The sequence below is a fragment of the Cellulophaga baltica 18 genome, from assembly GCF_000468615.2.
Taxonomy (GTDB): Bacteria; Bacteroidota; Bacteroidia; order Flavobacteriales; family Flavobacteriaceae; genus Cellulophaga; species Cellulophaga baltica.
This window is the reverse complement of the sequence record NZ_CP009976.1, coordinates 3,647,292-3,672,269: the sequence shown is the minus strand read 5'-3', so window position 1 is coordinate 3,672,269 and position 24,978 is coordinate 3,647,292. Positions and strand designations below refer to the sequence as shown.

26 protein-coding genes are annotated in these 24,978 nt (G+C 35.2%); 10 read left to right on the top strand and 16 right to left on the bottom strand.

Annotated features, from left to right (window positions below):
* Window positions 1-98 precede the first annotated feature (98 nt).
* Window positions 99-1,220 carry a mechanosensitive ion channel family protein gene (locus tag M666_RS15750; protein ID WP_029446617.1) on the bottom strand — a complete coding sequence of 374 codons (1,122 nt, stop codon included), beginning with the start codon at window positions 1,218-1,220 and terminating at the stop codon, window positions 99-101.
* Window positions 1,221-1,537: 317 nt separating this feature from the next.
* Between M666_RS15750 and M666_RS15745 the strand changes: the two genes are divergently transcribed.
* Window positions 1,538-2,014, top strand: coding sequence for a hypothetical protein (locus tag M666_RS15745; protein WP_029446616.1), 477 nt, complete (start codon window positions 1,538-1,540; stop codon window positions 2,012-2,014).
* Between the two features lie 72 nt (window positions 2,015-2,086).
* Here M666_RS15745 and M666_RS15740 read toward each other — a convergent pair whose 3' ends face one another.
* The 6 genes from M666_RS15740 to M666_RS15715 all read right to left on the bottom strand — a co-directional run bounded on the left by M666_RS15740 (window position 2,087) and on the right by M666_RS15715 (window position 10,055).
* Complete coding sequence (locus M666_RS15740) at window positions 2,087-2,554, bottom strand: lipocalin-like domain-containing protein (protein WP_029446615.1); 468 nt, start codon at window positions 2,552-2,554, stop codon at window positions 2,087-2,089.
* A 206-nt stretch (window positions 2,555-2,760) separates the two neighbouring features.
* Window positions 2,761-3,237: a nucleoside deaminase gene (locus M666_RS15735; protein ID WP_024480968.1), complete on the bottom strand. Its 477-nt coding sequence runs from the start codon at window positions 3,235-3,237 to the stop codon at window positions 2,761-2,763.
* A 90-nt stretch (window positions 3,238-3,327) separates the two neighbouring features.
* Window positions 3,328-4,452, bottom strand: coding sequence for a glycerate kinase (locus M666_RS15730; RefSeq protein WP_029446614.1), 1,125 nt, complete (start codon window positions 4,450-4,452; stop codon window positions 3,328-3,330).
* Between the two features lie 12 nt (window positions 4,453-4,464).
* Entirely contained in the window at window positions 4,465-6,069 is a 1,605-nt protein-coding gene (locus M666_RS15725) for a sodium:solute symporter family protein (protein ID WP_029446613.1), read from the bottom strand.
* Between the two features lie 18 nt (window positions 6,070-6,087).
* Window positions 6,088-7,392 carry an MGH1-like glycoside hydrolase domain-containing protein gene (locus M666_RS15720; protein WP_029446612.1) on the bottom strand — a complete coding sequence of 435 codons (1,305 nt, stop codon included), beginning with the start codon at window positions 7,390-7,392 and terminating at the stop codon, window positions 6,088-6,090.
* Window positions 7,393-7,460: 68 nt separating this feature from the next.
* Complete coding sequence (locus M666_RS15715) at window positions 7,461-10,055, bottom strand: TonB-dependent receptor (protein WP_029446611.1); 2,595 nt, start codon at window positions 10,053-10,055, stop codon at window positions 7,461-7,463.
* 188 nt (window positions 10,056-10,243) lie between these two features.
* Between M666_RS15715 and M666_RS15710 the strand changes: the two genes are divergently transcribed.
* The gene (locus M666_RS15710) at window positions 10,244-11,272 is read left to right on the top strand and encodes a LacI family DNA-binding transcriptional regulator (RefSeq protein ID WP_029446610.1); all 1,029 of its coding nucleotides are present in this window, start codon (window positions 10,244-10,246) and stop codon (window positions 11,270-11,272) included.
* Here M666_RS15710 and M666_RS20065 read toward each other — a convergent pair.
* Window positions 11,269-11,763, bottom strand: coding sequence for a DUF4251 domain-containing protein (locus M666_RS20065; protein ID WP_052206664.1), 495 nt, complete (start codon window positions 11,761-11,763; stop codon window positions 11,269-11,271). The genes M666_RS15710 and M666_RS20065 overlap by 4 nt on opposite strands.
* A gap of 76 nt (window positions 11,764-11,839) precedes the next feature.
* Window positions 11,840-12,181 carry a hypothetical protein gene (locus M666_RS15700; protein WP_029446608.1) on the bottom strand — a complete coding sequence of 114 codons (342 nt, stop codon included), beginning with the start codon at window positions 12,179-12,181 and terminating at the stop codon, window positions 11,840-11,842.
* 162 nt (window positions 12,182-12,343) lie between these two features.
* Here M666_RS15700 and hpf point away from each other — a divergent pair, with 162 nt between their 5' ends.
* On the top strand, window positions 12,344-12,649 hold the full coding sequence (hpf, locus tag M666_RS15695) for a ribosome hibernation-promoting factor, HPF/YfiA family (RefSeq protein ID WP_024480960.1): 306 nt from the start codon (window positions 12,344-12,346) through the stop codon (window positions 12,647-12,649).
* Window positions 12,650-12,728: 79 nt separating this feature from the next.
* Here hpf and M666_RS15690 read toward each other — a convergent pair whose 3' ends face one another.
* Complete coding sequence (locus M666_RS15690; protein ID WP_151198074.1) at window positions 12,729-13,052, bottom strand: hypothetical protein; 324 nt, start codon at window positions 13,050-13,052, stop codon at window positions 12,729-12,731.
* A gap of 224 nt (window positions 13,053-13,276) precedes the next feature.
* On the opposite strand from M666_RS15690, the gene M666_RS15685 reads away from it, so the two are divergent.
* Window positions 13,277-14,239: a TerC family protein gene (locus tag M666_RS15685; protein WP_024480958.1), complete on the top strand. Its 963-nt coding sequence runs from the start codon at window positions 13,277-13,279 to the stop codon at window positions 14,237-14,239.
* A 245-nt stretch (window positions 14,240-14,484) separates the two neighbouring features.
* Here M666_RS15685 and M666_RS15680 read toward each other — a convergent pair whose 3' ends face one another.
* The 3 genes from M666_RS15680 to M666_RS15670 all read right to left on the bottom strand — a co-directional run bounded on the left by M666_RS15680 (window position 14,485) and on the right by M666_RS15670 (window position 17,788).
* Complete coding sequence (locus tag M666_RS15680; protein WP_029446606.1) at window positions 14,485-15,177, bottom strand: YiaD family glycine zipper/OmpA-like lipoprotein; 693 nt, start codon at window positions 15,175-15,177, stop codon at window positions 14,485-14,487.
* A gap of 4 nt (window positions 15,178-15,181) precedes the next feature.
* Window positions 15,182-15,661: a lipocalin-like domain-containing protein gene (locus M666_RS15675; RefSeq protein WP_034659917.1), complete on the bottom strand. Its 480-nt coding sequence runs from the start codon at window positions 15,659-15,661 to the stop codon at window positions 15,182-15,184.
* A 150-nt stretch (window positions 15,662-15,811) separates the two neighbouring features.
* A complete protein-coding gene (locus tag M666_RS15670) occupies window positions 15,812-17,788 on the bottom strand; it encodes an alpha-ketoacid dehydrogenase subunit alpha/beta (protein ID WP_029446604.1) in 1,977 nt (658 codons plus the stop codon).
* Window positions 17,789-17,909: 121 nt separating this feature from the next.
* Between M666_RS15670 and M666_RS15665 the strand changes: the two genes are divergently transcribed.
* The 6 genes from M666_RS15665 (at window position 17,910) to M666_RS15640 (ending at window position 22,387) form a co-directional block, all read left to right on the top strand.
* Window positions 17,910-18,860 carry an isopenicillin N synthase family dioxygenase gene (locus M666_RS15665; protein WP_029446603.1) on the top strand — a complete coding sequence of 317 codons (951 nt, stop codon included), beginning with the start codon at window positions 17,910-17,912 and terminating at the stop codon, window positions 18,858-18,860.
* A 6-nt stretch (window positions 18,861-18,866) separates the two neighbouring features.
* Complete coding sequence (locus tag M666_RS15660; protein WP_025615271.1) at window positions 18,867-19,313, top strand: DUF1572 family protein; 447 nt, start codon at window positions 18,867-18,869, stop codon at window positions 19,311-19,313.
* Window positions 19,314-19,333: 20 nt separating this feature from the next.
* Complete coding sequence (locus M666_RS15655; protein ID WP_025615270.1) at window positions 19,334-19,663, top strand: translation initiation factor; 330 nt, start codon at window positions 19,334-19,336, stop codon at window positions 19,661-19,663.
* 74 nt (window positions 19,664-19,737) lie between these two features.
* On the top strand, window positions 19,738-20,670 hold the full coding sequence (locus M666_RS15650; protein WP_029446602.1) for a DUF1835 domain-containing protein: 933 nt from the start codon (window positions 19,738-19,740) through the stop codon (window positions 20,668-20,670).
* Window position 20,671: 1 nt separating this feature from the next.
* On the top strand, window positions 20,672-21,541 hold the full coding sequence (locus M666_RS15645; RefSeq protein WP_029446601.1) for a nucleoside phosphorylase: 870 nt from the start codon (window positions 20,672-20,674) through the stop codon (window positions 21,539-21,541).
* Window positions 21,542-22,387 carry a substrate-binding domain-containing protein gene (locus tag M666_RS15640; RefSeq protein WP_029446600.1) on the top strand — a complete coding sequence of 282 codons (846 nt, stop codon included), beginning with the start codon at window positions 21,542-21,544 and terminating at the stop codon, window positions 22,385-22,387.
* Window positions 22,388-22,401: 14 nt separating this feature from the next.
* Here the strand turns inward: M666_RS15640 and M666_RS15635 are convergent, their stop codons facing one another.
* The 3 genes from M666_RS15635 to M666_RS15625 all read right to left on the bottom strand — a co-directional run bounded on the left by M666_RS15635 (window position 22,402) and on the right by M666_RS15625 (window position 24,806).
* A complete protein-coding gene (locus tag M666_RS15635; protein WP_029446599.1) occupies window positions 22,402-22,806 on the bottom strand; it encodes a response regulator in 405 nt (134 codons plus the stop codon).
* A 236-nt stretch (window positions 22,807-23,042) separates the two neighbouring features.
* Window positions 23,043-23,708 carry a uracil-DNA glycosylase gene (locus M666_RS15630; RefSeq protein WP_029446598.1) on the bottom strand — a complete coding sequence of 222 codons (666 nt, stop codon included), beginning with the start codon at window positions 23,706-23,708 and terminating at the stop codon, window positions 23,043-23,045.
* 48 nt (window positions 23,709-23,756) lie between these two features.
* Complete coding sequence (locus M666_RS15625; protein WP_029446597.1) at window positions 23,757-24,806, bottom strand: DUF6340 family protein; 1,050 nt, start codon at window positions 24,804-24,806, stop codon at window positions 23,757-23,759.
* Window positions 24,807-24,978: the final 172 nt, after the last annotated feature.

Here is a 24,978-nt window from a genome sequence, read left to right as displayed (position 1 = left end):
GCTTAAGATATTCCATATCAGCCCCTACCCTAGTATATTTTCTGTTGCTTATCACGCGTAGTTTTAGTGCTTTTTGAGATATACTATCGCAATGTGTACTAAGAATCTTTCGGCTTTAATTGTTCTTTTAATTCCGCCAACTGGTTTTCTTTGAATACCATAGTACGGTGTGGAAACGGAATTTCGATGCCTTTGGCGTCAAACTCCTTTTTAATGCTTTCTAAGAGATCACATTTCATGACAAATGATGACGGATAATCTTTTGCCCAGGTCCACGCCCTAAGCGTAACTTCAGATTCATTGAGACCTATAACGCGCACCAATACTTTAGGATCTCCGTTTTTTATATCTAATGGATTTCTATTGTCTATAATGCTTGGATGTTGGGTACATTGTTCGCGCATGATCTCTTTAGCGGTATCAATATCACTATCATAAGAAATACCAATCTCTATCCATTGGCAGCATTTACGATCGCCTAAATCATAATTAATGAGCTTCTCTTTGTTAATGATGGAATTTGGAACCACAATCATTTTATTCTCAAAATTCCTAATCACCGTATGGCGTAAGGTAATATCTATAACCGTACCCACCATATCATCAGAAATACGAACAATATCAAAAATTTTAAAAGGTTTGAAGGTGATAATAAACACACCGCCCACTAAATTTGCTAAGGCTTCTTGAGAGGCTACACCGGCAATAACGGCAATGACTCCTGCCCCACCCAAAGCTGTTTGTGCCAAACCGCGTAGTGAAGGGAAGGCCATCACAGCAAAAAGCACTCCTAAGAAATACACGCCAAATACGGCCAGATTTCGTAAAAATTTGTAGCTCGTAGGATCGTTCTTTTCTTCTACCCGTTTTGCAATAACATGCGCAAAAAGCATTTGCACTACAGAGACCCCAATAATGGTAAGAATAAGGACAAAACCTAAGTAAAAAATCAGCCAGAAATCTTTCTGTACCCGTTGGTAATACTGCTCATCTATAAATACAAAAATCAAAGAAATGAACCCTAAAACAATCCACAAGGTCTTAAGAATACGACGAAGTAAGTCTAAGGTACTAGAATCCTGATTAGGAAATTTTGCATTCAGCTTAGCTTTTAACCACTTATGAAAGTAATTGGTGATTACGAGTAATATAATTACGGTTCCAACGGTTGCTAGAATATGGTAAATTGCCTTTGAATTTTCCTGAATAAACTCGTTCATATCATCCTACGTCTTAAAGGTAACTATTGGGTGCTTGTTGTTTGGGATTCAAATTTACAGATTGTAACCCACATGGAGAGCTCCATTATCTTAAGAATTGATTTTTAAGAATAAACTAGGGCCATTTGGGATAATTTTTTATGTAGGAATAATTTTCAATGATTGCTTTTCAGCGTTAAAAATAAACCTATTATCGTCTTTTTTGAACCCCTTAAAAGAATTGCATTTTTCGCAATAAAAAATGCGTTGATTGCATCAATAAATGTGAATTCCTTTATATACATTTGCGCGAGTATTAACACTAATTTTAACTAAATATGAACTTGAAAAAAATCTCCCTAGTATTGTTTTTAGCAGCAGCGTTTACCTTTGTTGGTTGCTCTAAAGATGAAAACCAAACTACTGAAAATGAATTACGTACTAAAGTATTTGCTTTAAATGCTGCTGATAATGCAGACATTTCTGGAACGGCTACATTTACAGAAAAAGAAGACGGTACAACAACCATCTTCTTGAGTTTAACTAATTCTAATAATGATATTCACCCAGCATTTATTTATTTAGATGATGTAACTTCTACTGGTGAAGTTGCCATTACTTTAGCACCTATTGAATGTAATTGTGAAGAAAGTACAACAGAAGTTTCTATGTTAGATAACGGTACGGCAATTACGTTTGATGAATTGTTATTTTTTGATGGAAACATTAGAGTACACCAAAGTGCAAGTGACTTAGAAACAGTTATTGCTCAAGGGAATATTGGTATCAATGCGATCAACGAACAAGCGAAATAATTAAAGACTATTTTATACAAAAAACCCTCGAAGAATTTTCTTCGAGGGTTTTTTTATGCCTATTAATCGACTTTAATTACGTCTAGATAAAATTCCAATATAATCATCTAGAACACCATCGTTATCATAATCAATCTTGATTTGATACTTTAAGGTGTTTTCTGATAATTCTAAGATAGTTAGGGCGCTATGGTCTTCAGGATCGCTGCCTAGGTTTAGGTTTAGAATTGAATCTTCAATACTCCAAGTACCTACGGTCGATGCGACTTGCTCACATCCGTTTCCTGTAATGTTTTCAAATTCGGTTTGATTGTAAACGCCATCACTCGTATAAATCTGATATTCATTTTCTTTTTGGCACTCATCATTAAATTCAATATCCTCACCGTTTAAAGTCTGTGAGATGTAATTCCATTCTCCTAATATAAGCTCACTCTGGTCTAGCGGTTCTTCGACATCATTATCATTGTCGTCGTCTGAACATGAAACAAACAATGTTGCAGCGAATACCATTCCTAAAAATAATCTGGATTTTTTCATGGGATACTTTTTAAGTTGTTGTACTTAATACGCTTTTATGCTATGGATATTGCCTTCGTATCGATTAAAATTAGAACAGAGTTCTGTTACTTAAATCAATTAAAAAAGCCTCGAAGAATTTTCTTCGAGGCTTTTTTACAATACTCAATACTCAATACTCAATACTCAATACTCAATACTTAATACTTTGTACTTAATACTACGAACTAGTATTCTTTTTTATCTTGCTTACTATCCCAAGCATTAAACACTTCTAAAGCGTCTTTACGTGCTAGTTGTACAAACTTAATTTGACGTCCGTCAATATCTTTATCAATCTCATCATAAATAAACTGATCATCAAACTGAATGGCAGCAGCATCTTCACGGCTACACCCAAAATAAACCATTTTTGGTCGGGTCCAGTAAATAGCGCCTAAGCACATTGGGCAGGGCTCACAAGATGTATAAATAGTACAATCTGTTAATTCAAAATTATTTAGTTTTTTACACGCTTCACGAATAGCCACTACCTCAGCATGTGCTGTAGGATCATTGGTAGAAGTAACTCTGTTATAACCTTCGGCGATAATTTCATCGTCTTTTACAACCACGGCTCCAAAAGGTCCGCCAGCATTAGCATTCATACCTTCTGCGGCAAGTGCTATCGCTCTTTTCATGAAAAACTCATCTCTTTCTGTCATGCTTCTTTTCAATTTTAAAATGCGGGCAAAATTCGGCAATATTTATAGAAATCCGAATAATAAACCCACATTTCTGAACAAAACATTATTTTAAGCGATACAACGGGCAAAATTATAGGCTGCAAAAACCAAATTATCAGCACTCGTTGCCATAGCTTCTTCTATGGTTGTAATTTCTTTTAAGATGGAGGTGGTATACGTGATGCCCAATGCTTCTTGCGCTGCTATAGATAAATCTACAACTCCGCATAAGGCCGCAACTTTTATTTTTTCTTTATGTGCCGCCGTCAATACCCCTTGGATTGTTTTTCCGGATAAGGATTGAGCATCTAATTTTCCTTCGCCTGTAATAATCCAATGTGCGCCTTGTATACGGACATCAAAATTAGCAAGTTCTTTGAGCAGTTCTATACCTGAAGCAAGGGTGCCCTTTAAAAATATAGATATCCCTACTCCCATGCCTCCTGCTGCACCACCGCCTACAATTTGCTGTACATCTGTGCCGTACATTGTATTAAGCACCCGCGAAAATTGCTGCAAGCCTACATCGAGCTCCTTTATTTGCGCTTCATTAGCTCCTTTTTGGGCTCCATAAATATAGGCAGCACCATTTTTTCCATATAAAGGGTTGGTCACATCACAGGCCACTTGTACTTTTAATTTCTGTAACTTTTTAGAGATTTTGTTTGCGGCAATATGGTGAACTTTTATCAAATTACTACCAATAGGTTGTAACGCTTGATTGTTGGCATCAAAAAACTCATAACCTAATGCGGCGGCCATTCCCATTCCAGCATCATTAGTAGCGCTACCTCCTATACCTAAAATTAGATGTTCTGCACCCCGATCTAAACAATCAGCAATAAGTTCTCCAGTGCCATACGTACTCGTAATCATGCAATTGTATGCACTAGGTGCTAAAAGTTTTAATCCCGAGGCTTCTGCCATTTCTATATAGGCGGTTTTAGTGGCACTAGAATATAAGTACGAAGCTTCTACTTTTTCAAATAGCGGGTTGTTTACGCTTACCGTAACCATAGTGCCCTGAATGTAGTTTTTAATCACCTCCACGGTACCATCGCCACCATCCGCCAACGGAATTTTTAGAATATCCGCTTGCGGAAATACTTTTAGGAGTCCTTCTTCTACCGCATCACAAAATTCAATTCCACTTAGCGAACCTTTAAATTTATCGGGGGCAATCACAAATTTCATAGTTGCGTTTTTTTAACTTAATATACTTGGTAGTAAGGTACTTATGGTTACAATTATTCCGAAATACACTACTAAAATAGCCAGTTCTTTTCTACTAGGATTGTAGACCACCTCTAAACCTTCTTTCGCTTTTGCTTTTACAATATAGCTTACGCCTATTGCAACAATAATAGTGACCAAACATCCTAAAGCATTCCACCAGAACCAAAATATTTGAGGTACATAAAGCCATAGGTACATATTGAATAAAACCCCTGCTATGATCCCCACATTGGCCCCAAAGGCATGGGTTTTTTTGGTAGCAATAGCTACTATAAATACCGCAAGTATAGGACCGTAGAAAACAGAGCTAATTTTATTGATGACCTCAATAACGGTACCTTCTATATTTCCTGCAAAAAAGGCAAAGAACAAACATACTAGTCCCCAGAATATAGAAAGATATCTAGAATAGCTGATGTATTGTTTGTCTTGCATATTGGGCTTAAAACGCTTTACAATATCTTCCATAGTTACTGCCGAAAGCGAGTTTACGGTAGAACTTAAACTGGACATTGCGGCAGACATAATAGCTACAATTAGAATACCGATAACACCATTAGGTAAGTATTTTATAATAAATACAGGCACCATTAAATCGGCCTTTTTACCTTCTAAGGAACCAATATTGGTCGCGTAAACGGTATCTATCAATTCTTGGTAACTACTATCTTGCATTAAGAGTGTTCCTAAGACCAAGCCCATAATACAATAGGTTAAGGTGAACGGGAAACGTAATAATCCGTTGGCTAATAGTAATTTTTTTAGCGAAGGCATATCTTTAGAAGACAGTAAACGTTGTGATTGTGTTTGGTCTGTTCCGTAATAGGATGCGTATAAAAAGAAGCCCCCTAGCACCATAGGCCAAAAACCAAATTCATCATTACCATCGGCATTATTAAAACCCCATTTACTAAAATCGACCGCCTTTACACGATCTGGATCTACATGGGTTAAGAAATTATCAATGCCTCCCAATTCACTAAAGCCATATACTAAACATATAATAATACCAAAAAAGAGAATGGTCATTTGTATTACATCACCCCAAATAACCGCCTTCATACCCCCTTGAAAAGAATAGATCATGGTAATTACTCCAATAAGTAACACTGAAACAACAAAGTCTAACTGAATAGTAGCTTGAAGGATTAGTGCCATGGCATACACCATTACTCCGGTGGCAACAGACCTACTAATTTGAAAAACAATACTAATTAATAACCGGGAAGAAGAATCAAAACGTTTTTCTAGGTATTCATAGACACTAACAATTCCAGATTTATATAAGGTAGGCAAAAGTACAATAAGTAAAAAAGCCATGGCCAATGGCACCCCAAATTCATAGGTAAGCCATTGCATACCTCCACCATCTTTTAAGCCTACAAATGCGGGGGCAGATATAAAGCTAATGGCAGATAATTGCGTGGCCATGGTAGACAAACTCAACGGAAACCACCCCATAGACTTACCGCCTAAAAAGTAATCTCCTGATGTTTTATTTTCTTTAAAAAAGAAGCCCATAGCTAAAAACGCTAGGAGATATACTATGATGATGATATAATCTAGATAGTTCATAATGGCTTGGTTTTGTGGTTATTTAAGCAAATCTATAAGCAGAGCAGCACTCCATGAGAAGTTATTACCACCATATCCTACGTTTTCTGTTTCATTTACTTTTTTGATAGGATTAAAATACTCAAAAAAGCCATTCTTTTCTATTAGAGCGATAGAATCTTCTTTAACACGTTGCGCCACATCATTAAAACCATAACGTTTTAATCCGTTATAAAGAATCCAATTCATATTAATCCATACGGGACCTCTCCAGTATTTTTTAGGATCAAAACGATCGCTGTTCGGATCAAAAGAAGCACATAAGTATAGCTCCTCACCGCCAAATTTACCCATCATCGTTTGTAGCAATAAATCTGCTCTTTCCTGACTAGGTATCCCAGCATAAAAAGCAGAAAATGACGAGGAGGTTACAAAACGTATAGGAGCATCTTTTCTTAAATCATAATGCACGTAGGCATTCAATTTATCATCCCAAAGTTTGTCATTAAACCCTTTGATACTCTTTTTTTGCCATGCTTCTAATTGCGCTACTTTACTAGTATTACCTAACAAGCGGTATAAATTGATAAGTGATTCGTTAGATTTTATCAACATAGCATTGAATAAAGGATCTAATACAAGGAAAGGTGAATGTGCTGCAATTTTAGCATCGTTATAGTTGTGCTCCTTAGCAATTTCAATAATATTCAAGTAATGATCATACTCCCGTTTGGTGGGGCGTTGTGATGCATCTACATGGGTCGTATCTCGGCGCTCAAACGTATAATCTGGCGGATTCATAGTTTTCCAAATGTCATCCCAAATAGGAGAATTGTCGGTACCAGATTCCCAATTATGGTAGATGAATGCTAAACCTTCATTATTCACATCTCTGTGGGTATAGAAATACGCATGATTGTCATATACCTTATCTATTTGCGTAGCAATATACTGCAATAGATCTTCTTTGTCTTCTGCAATCCGATACATTTCTTCAAGGACAAAACCTGTGACCGGTGGTTGTGTCATTCCTGTAGATTTGTATTTTTTAGAAGCAAGCGGACTCAAATCTGAACGGTGCACATCGGCACCTGGGAAATAGGTGTCACTTTCATTATGAAAAATGATATGAGGTATAAATCCGTTTTCCCATTGCGCATCTAATAAGGTCGCAATTTCAGTTTTTGCTTTTTCAATATCATAATGTGCCTGTCCAATGGCTATAAAGCCACTATCCCATTTCCACTGGAAAGGATATAAACCTTTACAAGGAATGGTAAAACCACCTTCTTGAAAATTTTCGTTTAGGATGGCTATTGCTTGTTTGATTAATTGTTCTTTCATAAATACATAGAATTAAAACACATTGGAAGCTCTCAGGAACCAATGTGTTTCTTAATATAAAACTCAACTTAAAAATTAAATGTCGCGTTTAAGAATACACGTGTTGGTAGAATTGGTCTACCTACGAAGAAAGCTTCTTCTGTTTGTGTATTATTAAGACGAGGAGAACCTTCTGTAATTCCTTCAGAATTTAAAAGGTTGTATACTTGTGCACCCAGTCTAACCGTACCACCATCTTCACCTGTTTTAAAGGTGTAGCCTAGGTTTAAATTAGTAATACCAATAGCATCTAATTCAATAGAATTAGAATCATTCGTATATTTTTTACCCGTATAATTATAATTAACCCCAGCATCGAATGTAGCATTGTCATACTCTAGACCAATAGCATTGATGAAATTTGGTTGTCTAGAAATCTTATTTCCTTCAAACTCAGGGTTCGAAGTAGATTTAGTAATCTCATGACTTTGTACGGTTAAAGATCCGTTTAAGCTAAAGTCTTGAACAAACCTCCAGTTATAGGTACCTTCAAAACCAAAGGTTTTGGTATCTTGCGTATCTACATCTTCTATAAAACCACCTCCTGGAGCATTGATAAAGTTTACTACTCTACGATCATTTAGGTTTATAGCATATAAAGCACCTGTACCAGAGAAGTTGTTTTTTCCGTACTTCACCCCTAATTCTCCTTGAACAATTTTCTCTGTATCATAGCTACTAGGATTCCCGAAGCCGTCAAATTTTGTTCCTCTTAATTCCGGAAAGAAATAGCCTCTAGAAAAGTTACCATAGGCACTCAAGGCATCACTTACTTTATACAAACCAGCTAAGGCTACGGCAAAATCATCTGCAGAAACATGCCCTCTTGTCCAGCTACCATTACCCCACGTAACATTGTCTAAATTAGCTATTCCTGTATTATCTACCAGGTAAGAAGTAGACCCTTCATTTTCAATAGTCCCTGAAGCACGTTCGTAACGTACACCAAAATCTAAATTCCAACGGTCTAATTTAATTTCATCCGTTAAGAACAAGGCAATTTTATTACTAGAAATATTTCTATTGGTATAGGCAGTACCTCTATTGGTTACCCCATTAATAGAATATCCAGACAGCTCTACTAAATCTGGTCTGTTATTATATTCCCCTAAATAATTAGTAATTACATTAAAATCTCCTGCCGTAGATCTAGAAATAAAAGTACCTCCGGTGATGGTATGATCGCCCGCCGTTCTTGTTAATTTAATATCTGCCATAGTTTCAGATAAAGGCCTGCTTCTATCCAAGATTCTATTTTCAAATAATAATGCATCTGCAGCTAAGGGCTGTCCGTTTAAATAGGTAAAATCTCCACCGGTTAAACCTCTTGCCGCTAAATATTCTGCTTGAGTTTCTACGACATTGGCACCACTAACACCACTACCATCTAAAAATAAATTAAATTGGTGTGCATATTTAGAGTAACGCAGTTTCGCATCCATCTTTAAATTGTCTGAAAAGTTGTGCTTAAATTGCGTTAAGAAAAATCCGCCTTTCGTAGCTACACCTTCTTCTATAGGAGACTCATACACCCCATCAGGAGTTAAGTATGAAATGTTGGCAGCAGCTGCTGTCTGTAACGTGTAAATGGTGTTACCATCATTCCCTGTAGGACGATCACGAGAACCTCCTTCTAAAGGATAAGGCAAAAAGAACTGTACTTTATCATCTATATATTGTCCTGAAAAGGTAATAGATCCGTTTTTAGTAACTTGTTTTAGGTTCCCTCTTAATTGAAAACCTTCTGTAGGTAATCCCGTTTTAATAGGACCATCATCATACCTGTAAAAACCAGAAAGCGCATAGAACGTATTAGAATCTTCGCCACCTAAAGGTCCGCTAGTCACAAAATCTGCCTTGTAACGAGAGTTTGTCGCTACTTCTGTACGTATTGTTGTTTTTTGATCTACGCCTCCTGTGATGCTGTTATAGTTAATAATACCCGCAACAGAACCTACTCCATATAATATAGAAGATCCCCCACGTACAAATTCCAAATTTTTAATTCCAATATCATTCCTAAAATACACATCATGTGCAGAAGAATTAAGTCCGAATGTACTTAATACCGGCATACCATCAATTTGTAATGGTGTATACTGGTATTGACCTCCCGAAGGTAATCCTCTTACAAAAACGTTAGAGGCAACTTCTCCCCCACCACCTTCAGCAGTAATTCCGGGTACACCAATTAAAATATCTGCTTGGCTACTTGTATTTGCTTTAGCTAATTGTTTTGCTCCTAAAGAGGTAATTGATAAAGGAGATTCCTTTTGTGATCTTGTTGTAGAGGTAGCGGTTAGTAAAATTTCATCTAATTGCTCCCCACTTTCCATCATAACGATGTTTACTTGTACGGTACCGCCATTTAGGGTAACTGGCTTCTCTACAGCGCCATAACCTATATAGGTAACACGAATAGTTTGTGAGCCGGTTAAATCCGAACTTAGACTATAATTTCCGTCAAAATCGGAAATAGTTCCTGCAGTAGTAGCTTTAATAATAATGTTGGCTCCTGCAACAGGTATTCCGGAATCATCTGTAACCACACCCATAATTTCAGTTTGTGCGTTTACGGTAGAAAATCCAAGAATGCAAACGAATGCAAAAATTAAATTCTTCATAATTTGTCGTTTAGTTAATAAAAGTTTTTGAGTTAATTGTTTAAATACAGCTTAAATTTATGTGGATATAACATTCAAACCCTAGTTATTTTACAATTTTCTTATGCAATCGTTTGCGGTAACGTTTGCAAAATGTTAAATTTACTTTTAGCTATATTATTTTTTAGACTTTATAGTGTTATACACCTATGGAAAAGAAAACAACAGTTACTTTAAAAGATTTAGCCTTGCGTCTAAACCTCTCGGTATCAACGGTATCTAGAGCTTTAAATAATCATCCAGATATAAGTGCGCATACTATTCAAAGAGTTAAAGAGCTCGCGGAAAAGTTAAATTATGTTCCCAATTTATTTGCCAAAGGCTTTCGATCGCATAGAACGCATATTCTAGGCGTAATTGTCCCTAATATATCACACCTATTTACTTCTACCTTATTAAAAGGTATTTTAGAAGAGGCAGAACAAAATGGATATCGGGTGATTATTTCAGAATCTAACAATGAAGAAAATAAGCAAACAGAGATGTTACAAACAATGATGCAATTTGGGGCAGATGGGATCCTCTTGTCTTTGGCTAAGAAAACCAAATCTGTGCATCACATCTTAGAAACCTTGCAACGTATTCCTTTAGTCCTCTTTGATAAGGTGTCCGAAAAAGTTCCATGTACTCAAATTGTAATTAACGAAGAAGAAGCTGCTTTTAATGCTGTAGAACATTTGATTGGTTTGGGTAAAAAGAGAATTGCAATTTTAAAAGAAACAGAGAATTCTTTTAATTCTGAAAAACGATTTCAGGGATACAAAAGGGCTTTGGAAACCTATAATATTCCTTTAGACTTAAAATTGGTACAGAGTACAGAAGATATATCTTTAAATAATGGAAAACGCTTAACCAATGTATTATTGAGCCAGAAAGTACGGCCTGATGCTATTTTTGCCATAACAGATAATGCGGCGATAGGCGCTATAAAAGCACTACATAAATTTAATGTAAAAATTCCAGAAGATATTGCTGTAGTAGGCTTTAGTAACTCTATTAATTCTACCATAATTCAACCAGAATTATCTACAGTAGACCAGCCAGGAGAGCGTATAGGTAGAATTGCCGCTAAATCGTTAATTGATGAAATTAACCACCCAAATAAAGAATTAATGTCTAAAACTATAGAGATTAAAACCAATTTAATTGTTCGTGATTCTTCCTTTAAAGCTATTTAATTTTCTAAGGGAGCTATTTCTGATACAGTACCTCTAAAACCTATAGAAGTTCTTTGGGAACTGGTAACCATAATTTCACTTGTCCAATTAGGAAAAAGAAGTACTGTAATACTATAGTGTTCATTGGAATCTCCTGAGATTTTAAATTTGATGGTATGGGTTTGCGTCCTATCATTTTTAACTTGCTCATAAAAAGTAGGGACGGTATTAAATGTGATACCAGTATCGTTCACAGCATACCCACCACCCATTTGACGTTCGCCAAAATAAGGTAAATGCGCTGTTATACTATCACCTTTAATGCTAAGGTAATTTGTATTTCCTATTAAATTAATGTTTCCCGGTGAGTTTCCAGGACCTAGTAAGCCATTGTTTGCTATATAATTCATGCTACTAGTAGCCATAGGTGTAGCCCAATCAGAAGAGATCTGAAAATTCTTTTGTATAACGAGTTGGTCTAGAGCGATACTTTTAGGGGTAGCACTGACCATTTTTTTAGAATTTGAGCATGCAATACCAGAAAAAAGAGCACACAAAATTATCAAGAAACGTAGAATCATAAATGATTTAGTGTTGTTGAGAACTTGTATAATACGCTTGAAATTCTGACTGTAACACCATAAAATCATCTAATTGCATTTTGATTCTATCTACTTGATTTTCTAGTAGTTCCTTTCGTTCTTTTACGGCTTCTATGATTTCTTGATTTTTGTTTTTTAAACGATGCATCTGCTGCTTTAACAAACTTTTTCGTTCAAATAAGTCTTCTGTTTTTGGCTCGCAAGTATAGCTATTGAGCTTTACATTTAATTGATCTAACTCTTTTGAATACCGCTCTAATTTGATGAGATAGCTGCGATTATTGAAGAGATTTTTTTGCTGTGCTGAGTTAATTTTTAAATCTTCCATGTTCCCGTATTTAAATCTGACTATAATGTACGAAAAATACTTCAAAGTAAAAATGATTTAATATGGTATTAATGCATATTTAACAATTACTTTAAAGAAAAAATGTGGTATCTTTAAGTATTAGAAAAGTATAAGTAGAGTATCAATTTAAATTAAATATATATGAATATCAATTTTGAATATAACGACGTAAAAGCAAGTGAAAGGCTTGAAATTTTTGCAGGTAAGAAACTAACAAAGCTTTTTGATAAACATGATAATATAATTCGTGCTGATGTCTTTTTCAAAAAAGAAAATACATCTACTCCTGATACCGGATTAATATGTAATATTAAATTGAGTATTCCTGGACCAGTATTATTTGCAGAATCTAGTAAAGGTAGTTTTGAAGCTTCAATAGCGTCATCTACAGATGAATTAGAACGTCAGCTTCAAAAGAGAAAAGATAAAATGAGTCGAGTAAAATAAATTTTGTTTTCTAAAATCAAAAAAGAGCGCCTTAAAATTGTACAATTTTAAGGCGCTCTTTTTATTAAGCATTTCAAGATTACTGTTCGTCTTCCAACTTCGTGTCTACCGTAACAATTTCTGAGAGGTACCTAGAAAAATCTTTAGAGAAAACCTTTCTCATTAATCTTCTTCTTTTTCGATCAGAAATTTCTAGAGCATTTACCAAAGCTCTGTTTCGTTTAAATTTTTGACGTTTTGTTTCTTCTGCGCTAGTGTACTCTGGCTCAAACTTAAATATTATAGGTCCCTCGTCTTTTTCTGTAGCAACAGTTGTAGTGACGCGGGATTTTTCTTGAGCGACCAGTTGACAAAAGCCTACAGCAAAAAACAGGACAACAGTCCAAATTGTAGGATTCTTCATTTTCATCATATAAGTGTTCGGAATAAATATATAAGAAAGATTTGAACAGGTACTAATCCTAAATAAATAATGTAGTTTGTCGATGATATCCTGTTTTTTGGCTATAAAACAAAGGGAGTCAATGAGCTACAATAGCACGATTAGCGATAGAATTAATATTTTTATTATTCAGATAGCTAATATCATCAAATCATTATTACTTTTACTTTTTTAAATAATTTTATATGCTGATTTGGGGATTATTTTTGGTGTTAATTATAATTTTTTTAGCCCTTGATTTGGGTGTTTTTAATAAAGAAGACCATGTTATTAAAACAAAAGAAGCTAGTATCTGGACGGCTGTTTGGGTTACCGTAGCCTTAGCTTTTAGTGGTGTTATTTATTGGTTGTTTTCTTCGGGTTTGATAGAAAACCCAACGGGCCTTACTCCCAAAGGGGCTGTTTTAAAATATATTACAGGTTATTTAATTGAGCTTTCACTAAGTATAGATAACGTATTTGTTATTGCAGTGATATTTACCTCTTTCAAAATTCCGTTAATATACCAACACCGTGTGTTATTTTGGGGTATTCTTGGCGCTATCGTGTTCCGAGCTCTGATGATCCTTTTTGGTGTTGCATTAATTACACGTTTTGATTGGATAATTTATGTATTTGGAGTATTCTTATTATATACTGCTTTTAAGATGTTGAAAGGAGATGATGACAATTTTGATCCTAAAAACTCTTTTGTGTTTAGACAAATAAAAAAAGTATATCCCATAACAACACAGATTAACGGGCATGACTTTTTTATAAAAAAAATGGGCTTAAATGCCGCTACGCCATTATTTGTAGCCCTTATTGTTATTGAATTAACAGATATATTATTTGCTCTAGACAGTATTCCTGCAATCTTAGCTATTACGGCAGATCCATTTATCGTATTTACCTCTAATATCTTGGCCATTTTAGGCTTACGTTCTATGTATTTTTTAATTTCTAGAATGTTACAGAAGTTCAGGTTTATCAACTATAGCTTGGTAGTGATCTTAGCCTTTGTAGGGATTAAGATGTTACTGTCTCATCATGTAGAATTTCCAGAGTGGTTATCTTTAGGAGTGATCGCTTTAGCGTTAATTGGAGGTATTGTTGCTTCGCTAGTTATAAAAGATACCGGAGCATTAGAGGAAGGTGAAAAAGAATAGTACTATTAGAGTATGGGTTTCTGAAGAATTTTAAAGAAAACTTTTGCTAATGATTTAGTCCTATGACAAAGCTTGAGAATTCTCTTTCCTTAGAAAGTATGGAGAATATCTAAGGATCCTAATTAGTGACTTCCCACCTCAATTTGGGATGTTTTAGGCTGAGTACCTCTACAAGATTAGTACACATAAAAAAACCTCGAAAGCACGTTGCTTTCGAGGTTTTTTAAATAAGTTTATTTCTTATTTTATTGTGTTTTCTGAACGGCTTCTTGCTTCAATTCATCACTAGCAACAATTACCATTTCTACTCTGCGGTTTTTTGCTTTCCCTTCTGCCGTACTATTGTCTGACTTAGGTTGTGTTTCTCCGTACCATTTAGTCGTTAATCTACTACCTGCAATACCATGTGTATTTAAATAGCTAGTCACAGATTCTGCTCTTTGCTTAGATAAATTCATATTGTAATCATCTGCACCAGCACTATCCGTATGGCCCTCTACTAAGATGTTAGAATCTGGATATTCTTTTAAGATACCCACCAAACGATCTAAAGTAGTTGCCGAAGTACCTTTTACAACAGACTTATTCGTATCAAAATACACACCTGCATCTTCATTAAATACCACATTAATTCCTTCACCAACTCTAGTAACCTCAGCTCCAGGAATTTCTTCTTCAATACGTTCTGCTTGCTTATCCATACGGTTACCAATGTAACCACCGGCAGCACCACCTACTACAGCACCAATAATAGCACCTAAAGCAGTATTGTTTCCGTTTCCAATATTATTTCCTAAGATACCGCCAATAGCAGCACCACTACCAGCGCCGATAACGGCACCTTTTTGTTTGTTGTTGGCATTTTTAACAGCGCTACAGCTAACTGTTAAGGTAACAGCAAGTAATACTGTACTTAATTTTAATCCTATATTTTTCATTATTCTATTGTTTTGTAAATTCATATACTACAGCTACTGGCGCACCATTAGCCATTACGTTAGATTTCAATGTCATGTTAGAAGCTGTTAAGCTTGCAATATCTAAACGATATCCGTAACCACCAGAAATATCCTTATTTTTCTCATCAATTGGCTTAAATTGTAATTGACTTGTACCGTAATCGTTCTCTATTACAGACCAACGAATGTATCTATCTCCGCCATTACATAAAGAAGATTGCGCGATAGTATAACGACCTGTACTGTTGTTGTCTCTAAAAAACCAGTTACTTCCTTCAAAACAAATGTCTTGAGCATCGTTAAAGATCACCGATTTAAAACTTCCAGGTTGTCCTTCAAAGGAAACATTTGTTAATTCCCAAGTTCCACTAAGCAGATTTCTTTTCTCTCTGACTGCTTTCGTAGCAGAACAAGAACTTAGAACTACACTAAAGAGTAAACTTAGTATCAAAATTTTTCTCATAATATCTATTTTTATTTAGGTATAATTATATACGTTCAAAACGCATTAAAGTATTCATTTAACAAAGTTAAATCATTGTTAAACGTATGCAAGCTCGTATTATTATGCAGAATTTTTTAATTCGATGAAATAATTTTTTAACACGAATACCTAGTAGGCTAAAAGCGCCAGTAAAGCCTTTAAAAATCTATCTTTAGGTAAATAATTGTGTTCTAATATTTTAGAAAAAGGAATGGGAGTATCTAAACTAGCTACACGTTGCACAGGAGCATCTAAAAACTCAAAGCATTCTTCCATAACCAAAGCAGCTATTTCACTAGCAAGACTTCCAAACAAACTATCTTCTTGCAAAATGATAAGCTTACCTGTTTTTTTTACAGAATGATAAATGGTTTCCGTATCCAATGGTTGTAAGGTACGCAAGTCAATAAGATCTGCATGTATTTCTGGTCGCTCTTCTAAAACCTCTAAAGCCCAATGCACGGCAGCACCATACGCCACTATAGTAATCGCTGTTCCTTTTGTAAGCAATGCGGCCTTTCCAAGGGGTAAGGTATAATAGGCTGTAGGTACTTCTTGATAGAGGCTTCTGTAAAGTGCTTTGTGTTCAAAGAAAAGTACAGGATTAGGATCATTAATGGCCGTAGCTAACAAACCTTTAGCATCAAAAGGAAATGCGGGGTATACTACTTTTAACCCCGGGGTTTTCGTAAACCAAGCTTCATTTGTTTGTGAATGAAAAGGTCCTGCTCCTACTCCAGCTCCGCAAGGCATTCTAATAACAACATCTGCTTTTTCTGCCCATCGATAATGCGTTTTTGCTAGGTAATTTACGATAGGATTAAAGCCGCTACTCACAAAATCGGCAAATTGCATTTCTACAACAGCCTTCATGCCGTTTATAGATAAGCCCATTGCGGCAGATATAATTGCCGATTCGCAAATTGGGGTATTTCTAACCCGTTCTTTTCCAAATTGCGCAACGAAGCCCTCTGTGATTTTAAACACACCGCCGTAGTCGGCAATATCTTGTCCCATAAGTACCAAGTTGCCATGTTTTTCCATAGCTTGTTTTAAACTCTGAGAAATGGCATCAACCAAACGGATATTTTCTGTAGTTAAATTCGGCGCTTCTTCTATGTAGGTAAAAGGCGCATAAACATCTGCTAGCTCTTTTTCAGGAACTAAGGGTAAATCTTCTTCTTGATAAGAAATTTGCAACTCTTCCTCTATTTCTTGTTGCATCTTTGTTTTGAGAAGTGTAATGGCATCAGCCGTTAGCGTATTTGATGCTAGCAAAAAGGCCTCGTAATTAGTTATTGGATCTTTTGCTTCCCAGGTATCTAATAATTCTTGAGGGACATATTTTGTCCCACTAGCTTCTTCATGACCGCGCATTCTAAAGGTCTTAAACTCTAGTAATACAGGTCTAGGATTTTCCCTAAGGTCTGAACATAGTGCGTTCACTCTAGTATAAACCTCTAAAATATTATTTCCATCAATACAATGAGATTCCATACCGTAACCAATACCTTTATCTGCCAAATCTTTACAGTTAAATTGTTCATTGGTGGGGGTTGATAATCCGTAGCCATTGTTTTCAATACAAAAAAGAACTGGAAGATTCCATACCGATGCTACGTTTAAAGCTTCATGAAAATCTCCTTCACTAGTAGCTCCTTCTCCAGTGAAAACAGCAGTAACTTGTTTGTTCTTTTTTAAAAGATTGGCAAGCGCTATCCCATCTGCGACTCCTAATTGTGGTCCTAGATGTGAAATCATTCCAATAATTTTATGTTCTTGAGATCCAAAATGAAAGCTTCGATCTCTACCCTTAGTAAAACCGTTTGCTTTTCCTTGCCACTGAGAAAACAATCTTGACAATGGGATGCCTCTGGTGGTGAATACGCCTAAGTTTCGATGCATAGGTAATAGGTATTCATCTGGATGTAAAGCGGCTGTTACCCCAACAGAAATGGCCTCCTGTCCTATTCCACTAAACCATTTTGTTATTTTTCCCTGTCGTAATAAAATCAGCATTTTTTCTTCAATCAGCCGGGGTAATAAGAGCTGTTTGTATAGTTTAATTTTCGTATGATCTGATAAGGAATAGTCCGTGTACTTCATAACTTTTGTTACGGATTTGAGCCGTTCTATAAATGTAACAAAATTGACACAGAACAAAAACATTCTTAACAATTGAGAGTTGTCTTATTTTTAGCTAAATTTGATTCTTAATTTTTATCATATGAGTGTTGTTCCAAGTGTAGATTTGCAAGATTTTGTATCTGGAGATCCAAAGAGAAAAGAAAAATTTATAAAAGAAATAGGAAGTGCTTTTGAAAATATAGGTTTCGTAGCATTGCGCGGACATTTTTTGTCTGATAAATTAGTAGATGATTTATACGAAGAGATTAAAAACTTTTTCAAACTTCCACAAGAGGTAAAAGATTCTTATGAAATAGAAGGTATTGGCGGACAAAGAGGCTATACTTCTTTTGGGAAAGAACATGCAAAAGGAAAGAAAGAAGGCGATTTAAAAGAGTTTTGGCATTTTGGTCAATATGTAGAAGACAATCCTGAATTGGAAAAAGAGTACCCTGCAAATGTCATGGTCAAGGAGCTTTCTACATTTAATGAAGTAGGTGAAGAAACCTTTAAAATGCTTGAAAAAACTGCTAAGTATGTGTTACGTGCATTGGCCTTGCATTTAAATTTAGAAGAGACTTACTTTGATAACTATATTAAAAATGGTAACTCTATTCTAAGACCAATTCATTACCCACCAATTACCTCTGAACCTAAAAATGCGGTAAGAGCAGCTGCGCATGGTGATATTAACCTTATTACGTTATTAATGGGGGCACATGGCAAAGGATTACAGGTGAAAAATCATAATGACGAATGGGTAGATGCTATTGCTAAACCCGATGAATTAATGATTAATGTGGGCGATATGTTATCACGTCTAACCAATAACAGATTAAAATCTACGATTCATCAAGTGGTAAACCCTCCAAAAGAATTATGGGGAACTTCTCGTTATTCTGTACCTTTCTTTATGCATCCAGTTAGTGAAATGTCATTAAATTGTCTAGAGAATTGTATTGATGAGGAAAATCCTAAATTGTATGAAGATATTACTGCGGGCGATTTTTTACATGAACGCTTGATAGAATTAGGTCTGATAAAAAAGTAGACATTTATGTCTTTAGAAACATTAAAGACGCTATTTAAGCGCGATTTATTAAGACTTAAATGGGAGATTGAAAGCTATAAAGAGGAAGCCTCCTTATGGAAAGTAGATCACGCAATCACCAATTCGGCCGGAAATTTATGTTTACACCTTGTAGGGAACTTAAATGCGCTGATTGGCGTGCCATTTGGCAAAACAGATTACAAAAGAGATAGAGAAGCTGAGTTTTCTTTAAAGAATGTGCATCGATCTGTTTTAATAAAACAGATTGATGCCACAATTTTAACCGTAGAAAAATCGTTAGAAACTATAAATGAGGCTGATCTAAAGAATGATAGCCCTATTGTGCCTTCTAAAACAGAAGTAACCACGGTAGATTATTACCTGACACATTTAGCCCTGCATCTGTCCTATCATTTGGGACAAATTAATTATCACAGGCGTTTTTTTGAATAACTTATTTTAATACCTTTTAAATGGACTTAAAAGATCAACTAAAAAACTTTTTTCCAGAGCATCAAGAAGAGAAAGTTACTCCGGAGAAAGTTGTCGGAGAAAAAATTTGGATGCAAGATGATCCTATTATTTGCAAATACGAAAAAAGAAAAGGAAAGCCTACGACCATTCTTGAAGGGTATACTGGAGCCGACGAAGATTTTAAAAAATTGGCTAAAGAATTAAAAACAAAACTAAGTGTTGGTGGTAGCTTCAAAGATGGTGCTATCATTATTCAAGGCGACTACAGAGATAAGATTATGGCCTTATTAAAAGAAAAAGGATTTAAGGTAAAACGCGTTGGCGGCTGATAACTGTTAATTCTCTTTTCTTTTTTTACATTTAATAGTACATTTATATCCCTTAATTTTTAAATACCCTCCAAATGAGCTCCCTACTACACATAACAAACGGCGATACATTTACCAACAAGCTAAAAACACTTAACGTTCCAGGAGCAATTATTACCTGGCGCGAAATGCTGTGTGAAGGCAAAACAGAAAGTAATGTGGGTAGCGAGAATTTTTGGAAAACCCGCTTTGAATTTTTGAATAAAAACTATAAGGTTTCAAAGTCAATTTTTATAGAAAAAACCTTAAAGGAATACAGATCACTTTGTAATCATAAGAAACAAGATGAAATTGTCTTGTGGTTTGAGTACGATTTATTCTGCCAAATAAATATGTTAGCGGTTATTAGCTGGCTTAAAACACATCGCAAATACGCACAAATATCATTAGTGTGTAGTGGCAAAGAAGACAAATCTGATGTAAAGTATGGCTTAAATGATTTAAGTGATACAAAGCTTAAGAAGCTTTATAAAAACAAGATTACACTTACCCTTGATGATATAGAATATGCAGATTATGTATGGCAATTGTATTGCAGCGATAATCCTATTCGATTAGAAAATCTTACCGATTTTGATAATTATCAATTTAAATATTTAGGAGAAAGTATTCAGGCGCATTTACACCGTTTCCCTTCCGTAAAAAATGGATTAAATGAAATGGAGTCTAGAATTTTACAATTAGCAGCAGAATCAAAGGCCGCTAATAAAACTGATTTTATGGAGATTCTTCTTAAAAATCAAGGAATTTTAGGTTTTGGAGATTCACAATTTCAGCGGGCTTTAGGACGTTTAAAACCTTTGTTTTCTTCTTTCAATCCCGTACGATTAACGCAAAAAGGAAAACTTATATTACAAGGTGATACCAGTTATTATTCCTGTATCCAGGAGAACGACTATTATTTAGGAGGAGCTTTGAAATATGATTTCCTTTACAATACCGATACGAACAGAATTTTAAAATTATAGCATGCAATTAAAGCCATCAGAGCTAGTGTTAAATGCCGATAATAGCATTTATCATCTTAATATATTACCAGAAGACATCGCAGATACTATTATTACCGTAGGAGACCCAGACCGTGTAGGCGGGGTGTCTAAGTATTTTGATACGATTGAAGTAAAAAAAGGAAAGCGAGAATTTCATACCCATACAGGAACCTTAAATGGAAAGCGTATTTCTGTTATTTCTACAGGAATAGGAACAGATAATATTGATATCGTTCTTAATGAATTAGATGCCTTGGTGAATATTAATTTTGAAACAAGGAAAATCAACTCAGAAAAAAAGCAATTAGATATTATACGTATTGGTACTACTGGTGCCATACAGCCTCATATAAATGTGGGCGATTTTTTACTTAGTGAGCACGCTATTGGATTTGATAGTTTATTGCGATTTTATGATGCAAAACATGTATTGAATGAAGAGGTGCAAAACAGTTTTATAAAACATACAACATGGTCTAAAGATAAATCTACACCTTATGTAGTTTCCTGTGATCAAGATCTTGCAGCTACTTTTATGTCCGAGACAATGCATAAAGGATTTACAGCGACAAATGTTGGTTTCTATGGTCCTCAAGGACGAGTACTTCGTTTGAAAACTGAAGACCCTAGTTTAAATGATAAATTAGCATCCTTTGATTATAACGGGCTAAAAATTACCAATCTAGAAATGGAAACCTCTGGAATTTATGGTTTGGCTAAGTTGTTAGGACATAGAGCTGTATCATTAAATTGTATTTTAGCCAATAGAAGTACGGGAGAATTCTTAACAAACCCTACCGAAGCTACTGAAAAATTAATTGAATACGCGTTAAAAAAATTGACAGAGTAGATGAAGAAAGTTAGAATTATTGGTGTTCCAGAACATTTTAACCTGCCATGGCATATGGCTATTGAAGAAAATGCCTTTAAAGAAAGAGGTATTGATTTAAGTTGGACAGATATTCCTGAAGGTACAGGTGAAATGTGTCAAATGTTAGAAAATGATGAGACCGATTTAGCCATAATTCTTACAGAAGGTATTGTTAAAAGTATATCTACTGGCAATCCCGTTAAAATAGTTCAGGAATTTATTGCTACACCCCTACTTTGGGGAATTCATGTAGCAGCCACAAGTAATTGTAAGACCATAGCCGATTTAAAAGATAGTACGGCTGCCATAAGTAGATTTGGTAGCGGAAGCCATCTAATGGCCTATGTAAATGCCGATAATCAAGGGTGGAGTACTAAAGACTTAAAGTTTGAGGTGATAAATAACTTAGATGGCGCTATAACGGCACTAACAGCCAACACCGCAGATTATTTTATGTGGGAAAGGTTTACGACCAAACCCGTGGTAGATCGCGGCATATTTAGACGCGTTGCAGATTGCCCTACGCCCTGGCCTTGTTTTGTTATAGCCGCCAGTGACAAATTTCTAAAGGAACATCCGTCGTTAGTACATCATATTACTGAAGTTATAAACCTATACACTGAAGAATTCAAAAATATACCAAGTATAGATAAAACACTAGCAAATGCCTACGGTCAAAAACTAGAAGACATCAAAGAATGGCTGGCCATCACAAAATGGAGTCAGAAACCGCTAAAGGTTTCAACACTTCAGAAAGTTCAAGACACTTTATTTACCTTAAATCTTATTGATAAAAAATTAGCACCAGAAGCAATACTTGTGTAGCACTAGAACGGTATTTACAGAATAAAGTATTTGTTTAGTAAAGAACTAAATTTCTCGTCAGACATTGGTTTTTGAAAATATTCTTTTACATCTTCATTATCTGTAGCTCTAATTAAATCCTTATCATCTTCGCTGACAGTAGTCATGACAACGATACAATTGTTCTTAATGCTGGGTGATAATTTTTTGTAGCGCTCTAAAAAGGCCCAACCGTTCATAACAGGCATATTAATGTCTAAAGTAATTAAACAAGGGAAAAAGTCAGAGTCGTCAGAACTTTCTTCCAAAATTTCTAAGGCTTCTTCTCCATTTAAAGCTTTGTAGACATCTACATCGATGTCGAGTTTTTTTATAAATACGCTATTTATAAAATTTGTAGATTCATCATCGTCTACAAGTAAAATAGATTTTAAGTTCATTTTGGTTTGTGTTTTTTGGTTGGGTCAAAAATATTGAGAATTTATTTTTAAATGGAAAAAATAATGAACAGTTCCTTAATTTTTAAAGATTCTTAATAATTAACCCTCAAAAAGTCTGGTATTAAAAAATTAACTCCTTGACTTATACCAATTTAATTATAATTAACTCATTAACCAAATAATATGATAATTGCTATTTTTTAATTTGATACCAGTGCTGCAGTATCTAGAGGCTATTACCAGTTAATAGGGTCTTTTTTTAGTTGTATCAAAATGTCATTAGTTGTACTAAAGCATTTGTTACCAAACCAATAGCCTCTATTGGCACTTAAGGGAGATGGATGACCGCTGGTGAGAATATGATGTTTACTTTTGTCTATCAATTTTGCTTTCTTTTTAGCAAAACCACCCCAAAGTAAAAAAATCACGGCTGTTTTTTCGGCACTAATTTTTTTGATGACAGCATCTGTAAATACTTCCCAACCTTTTTTTTGATGACTTCCTGCTTCGTGGGCTCTAACGGTTAAGGTAGCATTAAGAAGTAAGATGCCTTGTTTTGCCCAAGATTCTAAATTTCCAGATTCGGGATAAGGCTTCTGAAGGTCGGTAGCCAATTCTTTAAAAATATTGACTAATGAGGGTGGGTGCGCTACGCCGTCTTGGACAGAAAAACACAAACCATTAGCTTGGTTTGGTCCGTGATATGGGTCTTGACCAATAATAACCACTCGGGTATCCTGAAATGTACAATGATTAAAGGCTGCAAAAATATCTTCCTGTTTTGGGTAGACCACCTGCTCACTATATTCTTTAGCTACAAAAGTGGTTAGTGCTTTAAAATAGGGCGCACTAAACTCTTCTTCTAATTGCGTCTTCCAACTTTTGTGAATATTCCAAGTCATACTTTAGATTGTTTTGAAATCAAAAGTAACAAAATATACGCTTCTACTTTAATTAGAGCGCTGTTGGTCTAATACATTATTTTGTTGTACTCTATACTTAAGAACATTTACGTAATCTAATGCTAATTTATCCTTGGAGTCAGTATAGGCTTTTGAGGCATATTGAATAGCAAGATCTAAATCGCCATCTATTTCACTACTAATAGCCATATTATAATTGGCTCTTCCCTGAATTTTTAAGTCCGGATTTGTAGTTTCTTGTTTCCAAAGTTCTGCGGCACCATCCCAATCACCTGTCAGTGCTCTCCGGTGCGCTACCTTAAAATTATCAGTTCCAGACATATAGTAATCTCTAGAGATTCTCACTTTATTCGGAATTAAACGTTGTGCGTAAGCAATACCAACATTCTTGCTATATTCTTGGATCGTTTCATTACGTTGTTTTACTGCTTCCACTGCCTTTATAGGATTAATACCTTGACCGTGAAAAATCATCTCTTTGGTGTAATTTTTCTCATCAATAATTAATTTTGTACTAGGATCATATACGCGCCATCCACAGTTAACCAACGTGTTTAAGGTTACTTCATGCGCAGGTACGTTTACTTTAACGCCTAAATTGTTCTCTAAAGGCATTGTAGTTACTTTAAAGGATGATTTTGTATCTGTATCATAAAAAGCTAGTGAAAAAATAACATCAACATTATATGTGTCACATAATTTATCTATCGTTTCCCAAGAGAGTGTTGCTGGCAGAACACCCAATCCGCTTTTAACTTCTTCTATGTTTTCTAGAATTTTAATTTCATCTAGACTTTTAATCATTTCCAATTCTGATGCAAAAGCACTTATAGCTGCTTCGGCCCCTTTTTGGTCTAAATTTAGACCCTCTGCAGAAAGTATTTGATCTATTTTGTCTAAGCCTTTATTCCCTTTAGAGGGCTCACTCCTATTAATAATCCCTATGGTTTTAACCGCAGAAGAAAGATGCACTTTAGCAGGTGTCGTTACTCCCATAGTCATTTTATTGGTAGAGGCACATGCAGAAATAAACAGTGCTATGCTTAAATAAATAAAGGGTTTGATTTGATTTTTCATAGGATTAATAATCTGTTTAAAGTGGATACAAAAATGTATCAGAACAAATGTATATTAAACTCCAAAAGCTAATTTTTATTGCCTTATTGGGGTACTATGAAGTATCTCAATCCTTAGACAAAAAGTGAATTAATTTTGTAATTTATAGTGAAATATTTTTTTCAATGTATCT

Coding starts and splice junctions, on each gene's coding strand:
- M666_RS15650 (WP_029446602.1), top strand. CDS start 19,738: ATGAGCTCCCTACTACACATAACAAACGGCGATACATTTACCAACAAG.
- M666_RS15730 (WP_029446614.1), bottom strand. CDS start 4,452: ATGAAATTTGTGATTGCCCCCGATAAATTTAAAGGTTCGCTAAGTGGA.
- M666_RS15625 (WP_029446597.1), bottom strand. CDS start 24,806: ATGAAAAATCAAATCAAACCCTTTATTTATTTAAGCATAGCACTGTTT.
- M666_RS20065 (WP_052206664.1), bottom strand. CDS start 11,763: ATGGTCAGTGCTACCCCTAAAAGTATCGCTCTAGACCAACTCGTTATA.
- M666_RS15700 (WP_029446608.1), bottom strand. CDS start 12,181: ATGGAAGATTTAAAAATTAACTCAGCACAGCAAAAAAATCTCTTCAAT.
- M666_RS15720 (WP_029446612.1), bottom strand. CDS start 7,392: ATGAAAGAACAATTAATCAAACAAGCAATAGCCATCCTAAACGAAAAT.
- M666_RS15675 (WP_034659917.1), bottom strand. CDS start 15,661: ATGAGAAAAATTTTGATACTAAGTTTACTCTTTAGTGTAGTTCTAAGT.
- M666_RS15735 (WP_024480968.1), bottom strand. CDS start 3,237: ATGACAGAAAGAGATGAGTTTTTCATGAAAAGAGCGATAGCACTTGCC.
- M666_RS15665 (WP_029446603.1), top strand. CDS start 17,910: ATGAGTGTTGTTCCAAGTGTAGATTTGCAAGATTTTGTATCTGGAGAT.
- M666_RS15680 (WP_029446606.1), bottom strand. CDS start 15,177: ATGAAAAATATAGGATTAAAATTAAGTACAGTATTACTTGCTGTTACC.
- M666_RS15685 (WP_024480958.1), top strand. CDS start 13,277: ATGCTGATTTGGGGATTATTTTTGGTGTTAATTATAATTTTTTTAGCC.
- hpf (WP_024480960.1), top strand. CDS start 12,344: ATGAATATCAATTTTGAATATAACGACGTAAAAGCAAGTGAAAGGCTT.
- M666_RS15715 (WP_029446611.1), bottom strand. CDS start 10,055: ATGAAGAATTTAATTTTTGCATTCGTTTGCATTCTTGGATTTTCTACC.
- M666_RS15740 (WP_029446615.1), bottom strand. CDS start 2,554: ATGAAAAAATCCAGATTATTTTTAGGAATGGTATTCGCTGCAACATTG.
- M666_RS15655 (WP_025615270.1), top strand. CDS start 19,334: ATGGACTTAAAAGATCAACTAAAAAACTTTTTTCCAGAGCATCAAGAA.
- M666_RS15690 (WP_151198074.1), bottom strand. CDS start 13,052: ATGAAGAATCCTACAATTTGGACTGTTGTCCTGTTTTTTGCTGTAGGC.
- M666_RS15710 (WP_029446610.1), top strand. CDS start 10,244: ATGGAAAAGAAAACAACAGTTACTTTAAAAGATTTAGCCTTGCGTCTA.
- M666_RS15670 (WP_029446604.1), bottom strand. CDS start 17,788: ATGAAGTACACGGACTATTCCTTATCAGATCATACGAAAATTAAACTA.
- M666_RS15725 (WP_029446613.1), bottom strand. CDS start 6,069: ATGAACTATCTAGATTATATCATCATCATAGTATATCTCCTAGCGTTT.
- M666_RS15640 (WP_029446600.1), top strand. CDS start 21,542: ATGAAGAAAGTTAGAATTATTGGTGTTCCAGAACATTTTAACCTGCCA.
- M666_RS15645 (WP_029446601.1), top strand. CDS start 20,672: ATGCAATTAAAGCCATCAGAGCTAGTGTTAAATGCCGATAATAGCATT.
- M666_RS15660 (WP_025615271.1), top strand. CDS start 18,867: ATGTCTTTAGAAACATTAAAGACGCTATTTAAGCGCGATTTATTAAGA.
- M666_RS15750 (WP_029446617.1), bottom strand. CDS start 1,220: ATGAACGAGTTTATTCAGGAAAATTCAAAGGCAATTTACCATATTCTA.
- M666_RS15630 (WP_029446598.1), bottom strand. CDS start 23,708: ATGACTTGGAATATTCACAAAAGTTGGAAGACGCAATTAGAAGAAGAG.
- M666_RS15745 (WP_029446616.1), top strand. CDS start 1,538: ATGAACTTGAAAAAAATCTCCCTAGTATTGTTTTTAGCAGCAGCGTTT.
- M666_RS15635 (WP_029446599.1), bottom strand. CDS start 22,806: ATGAACTTAAAATCTATTTTACTTGTAGACGATGATGAATCTACAAAT.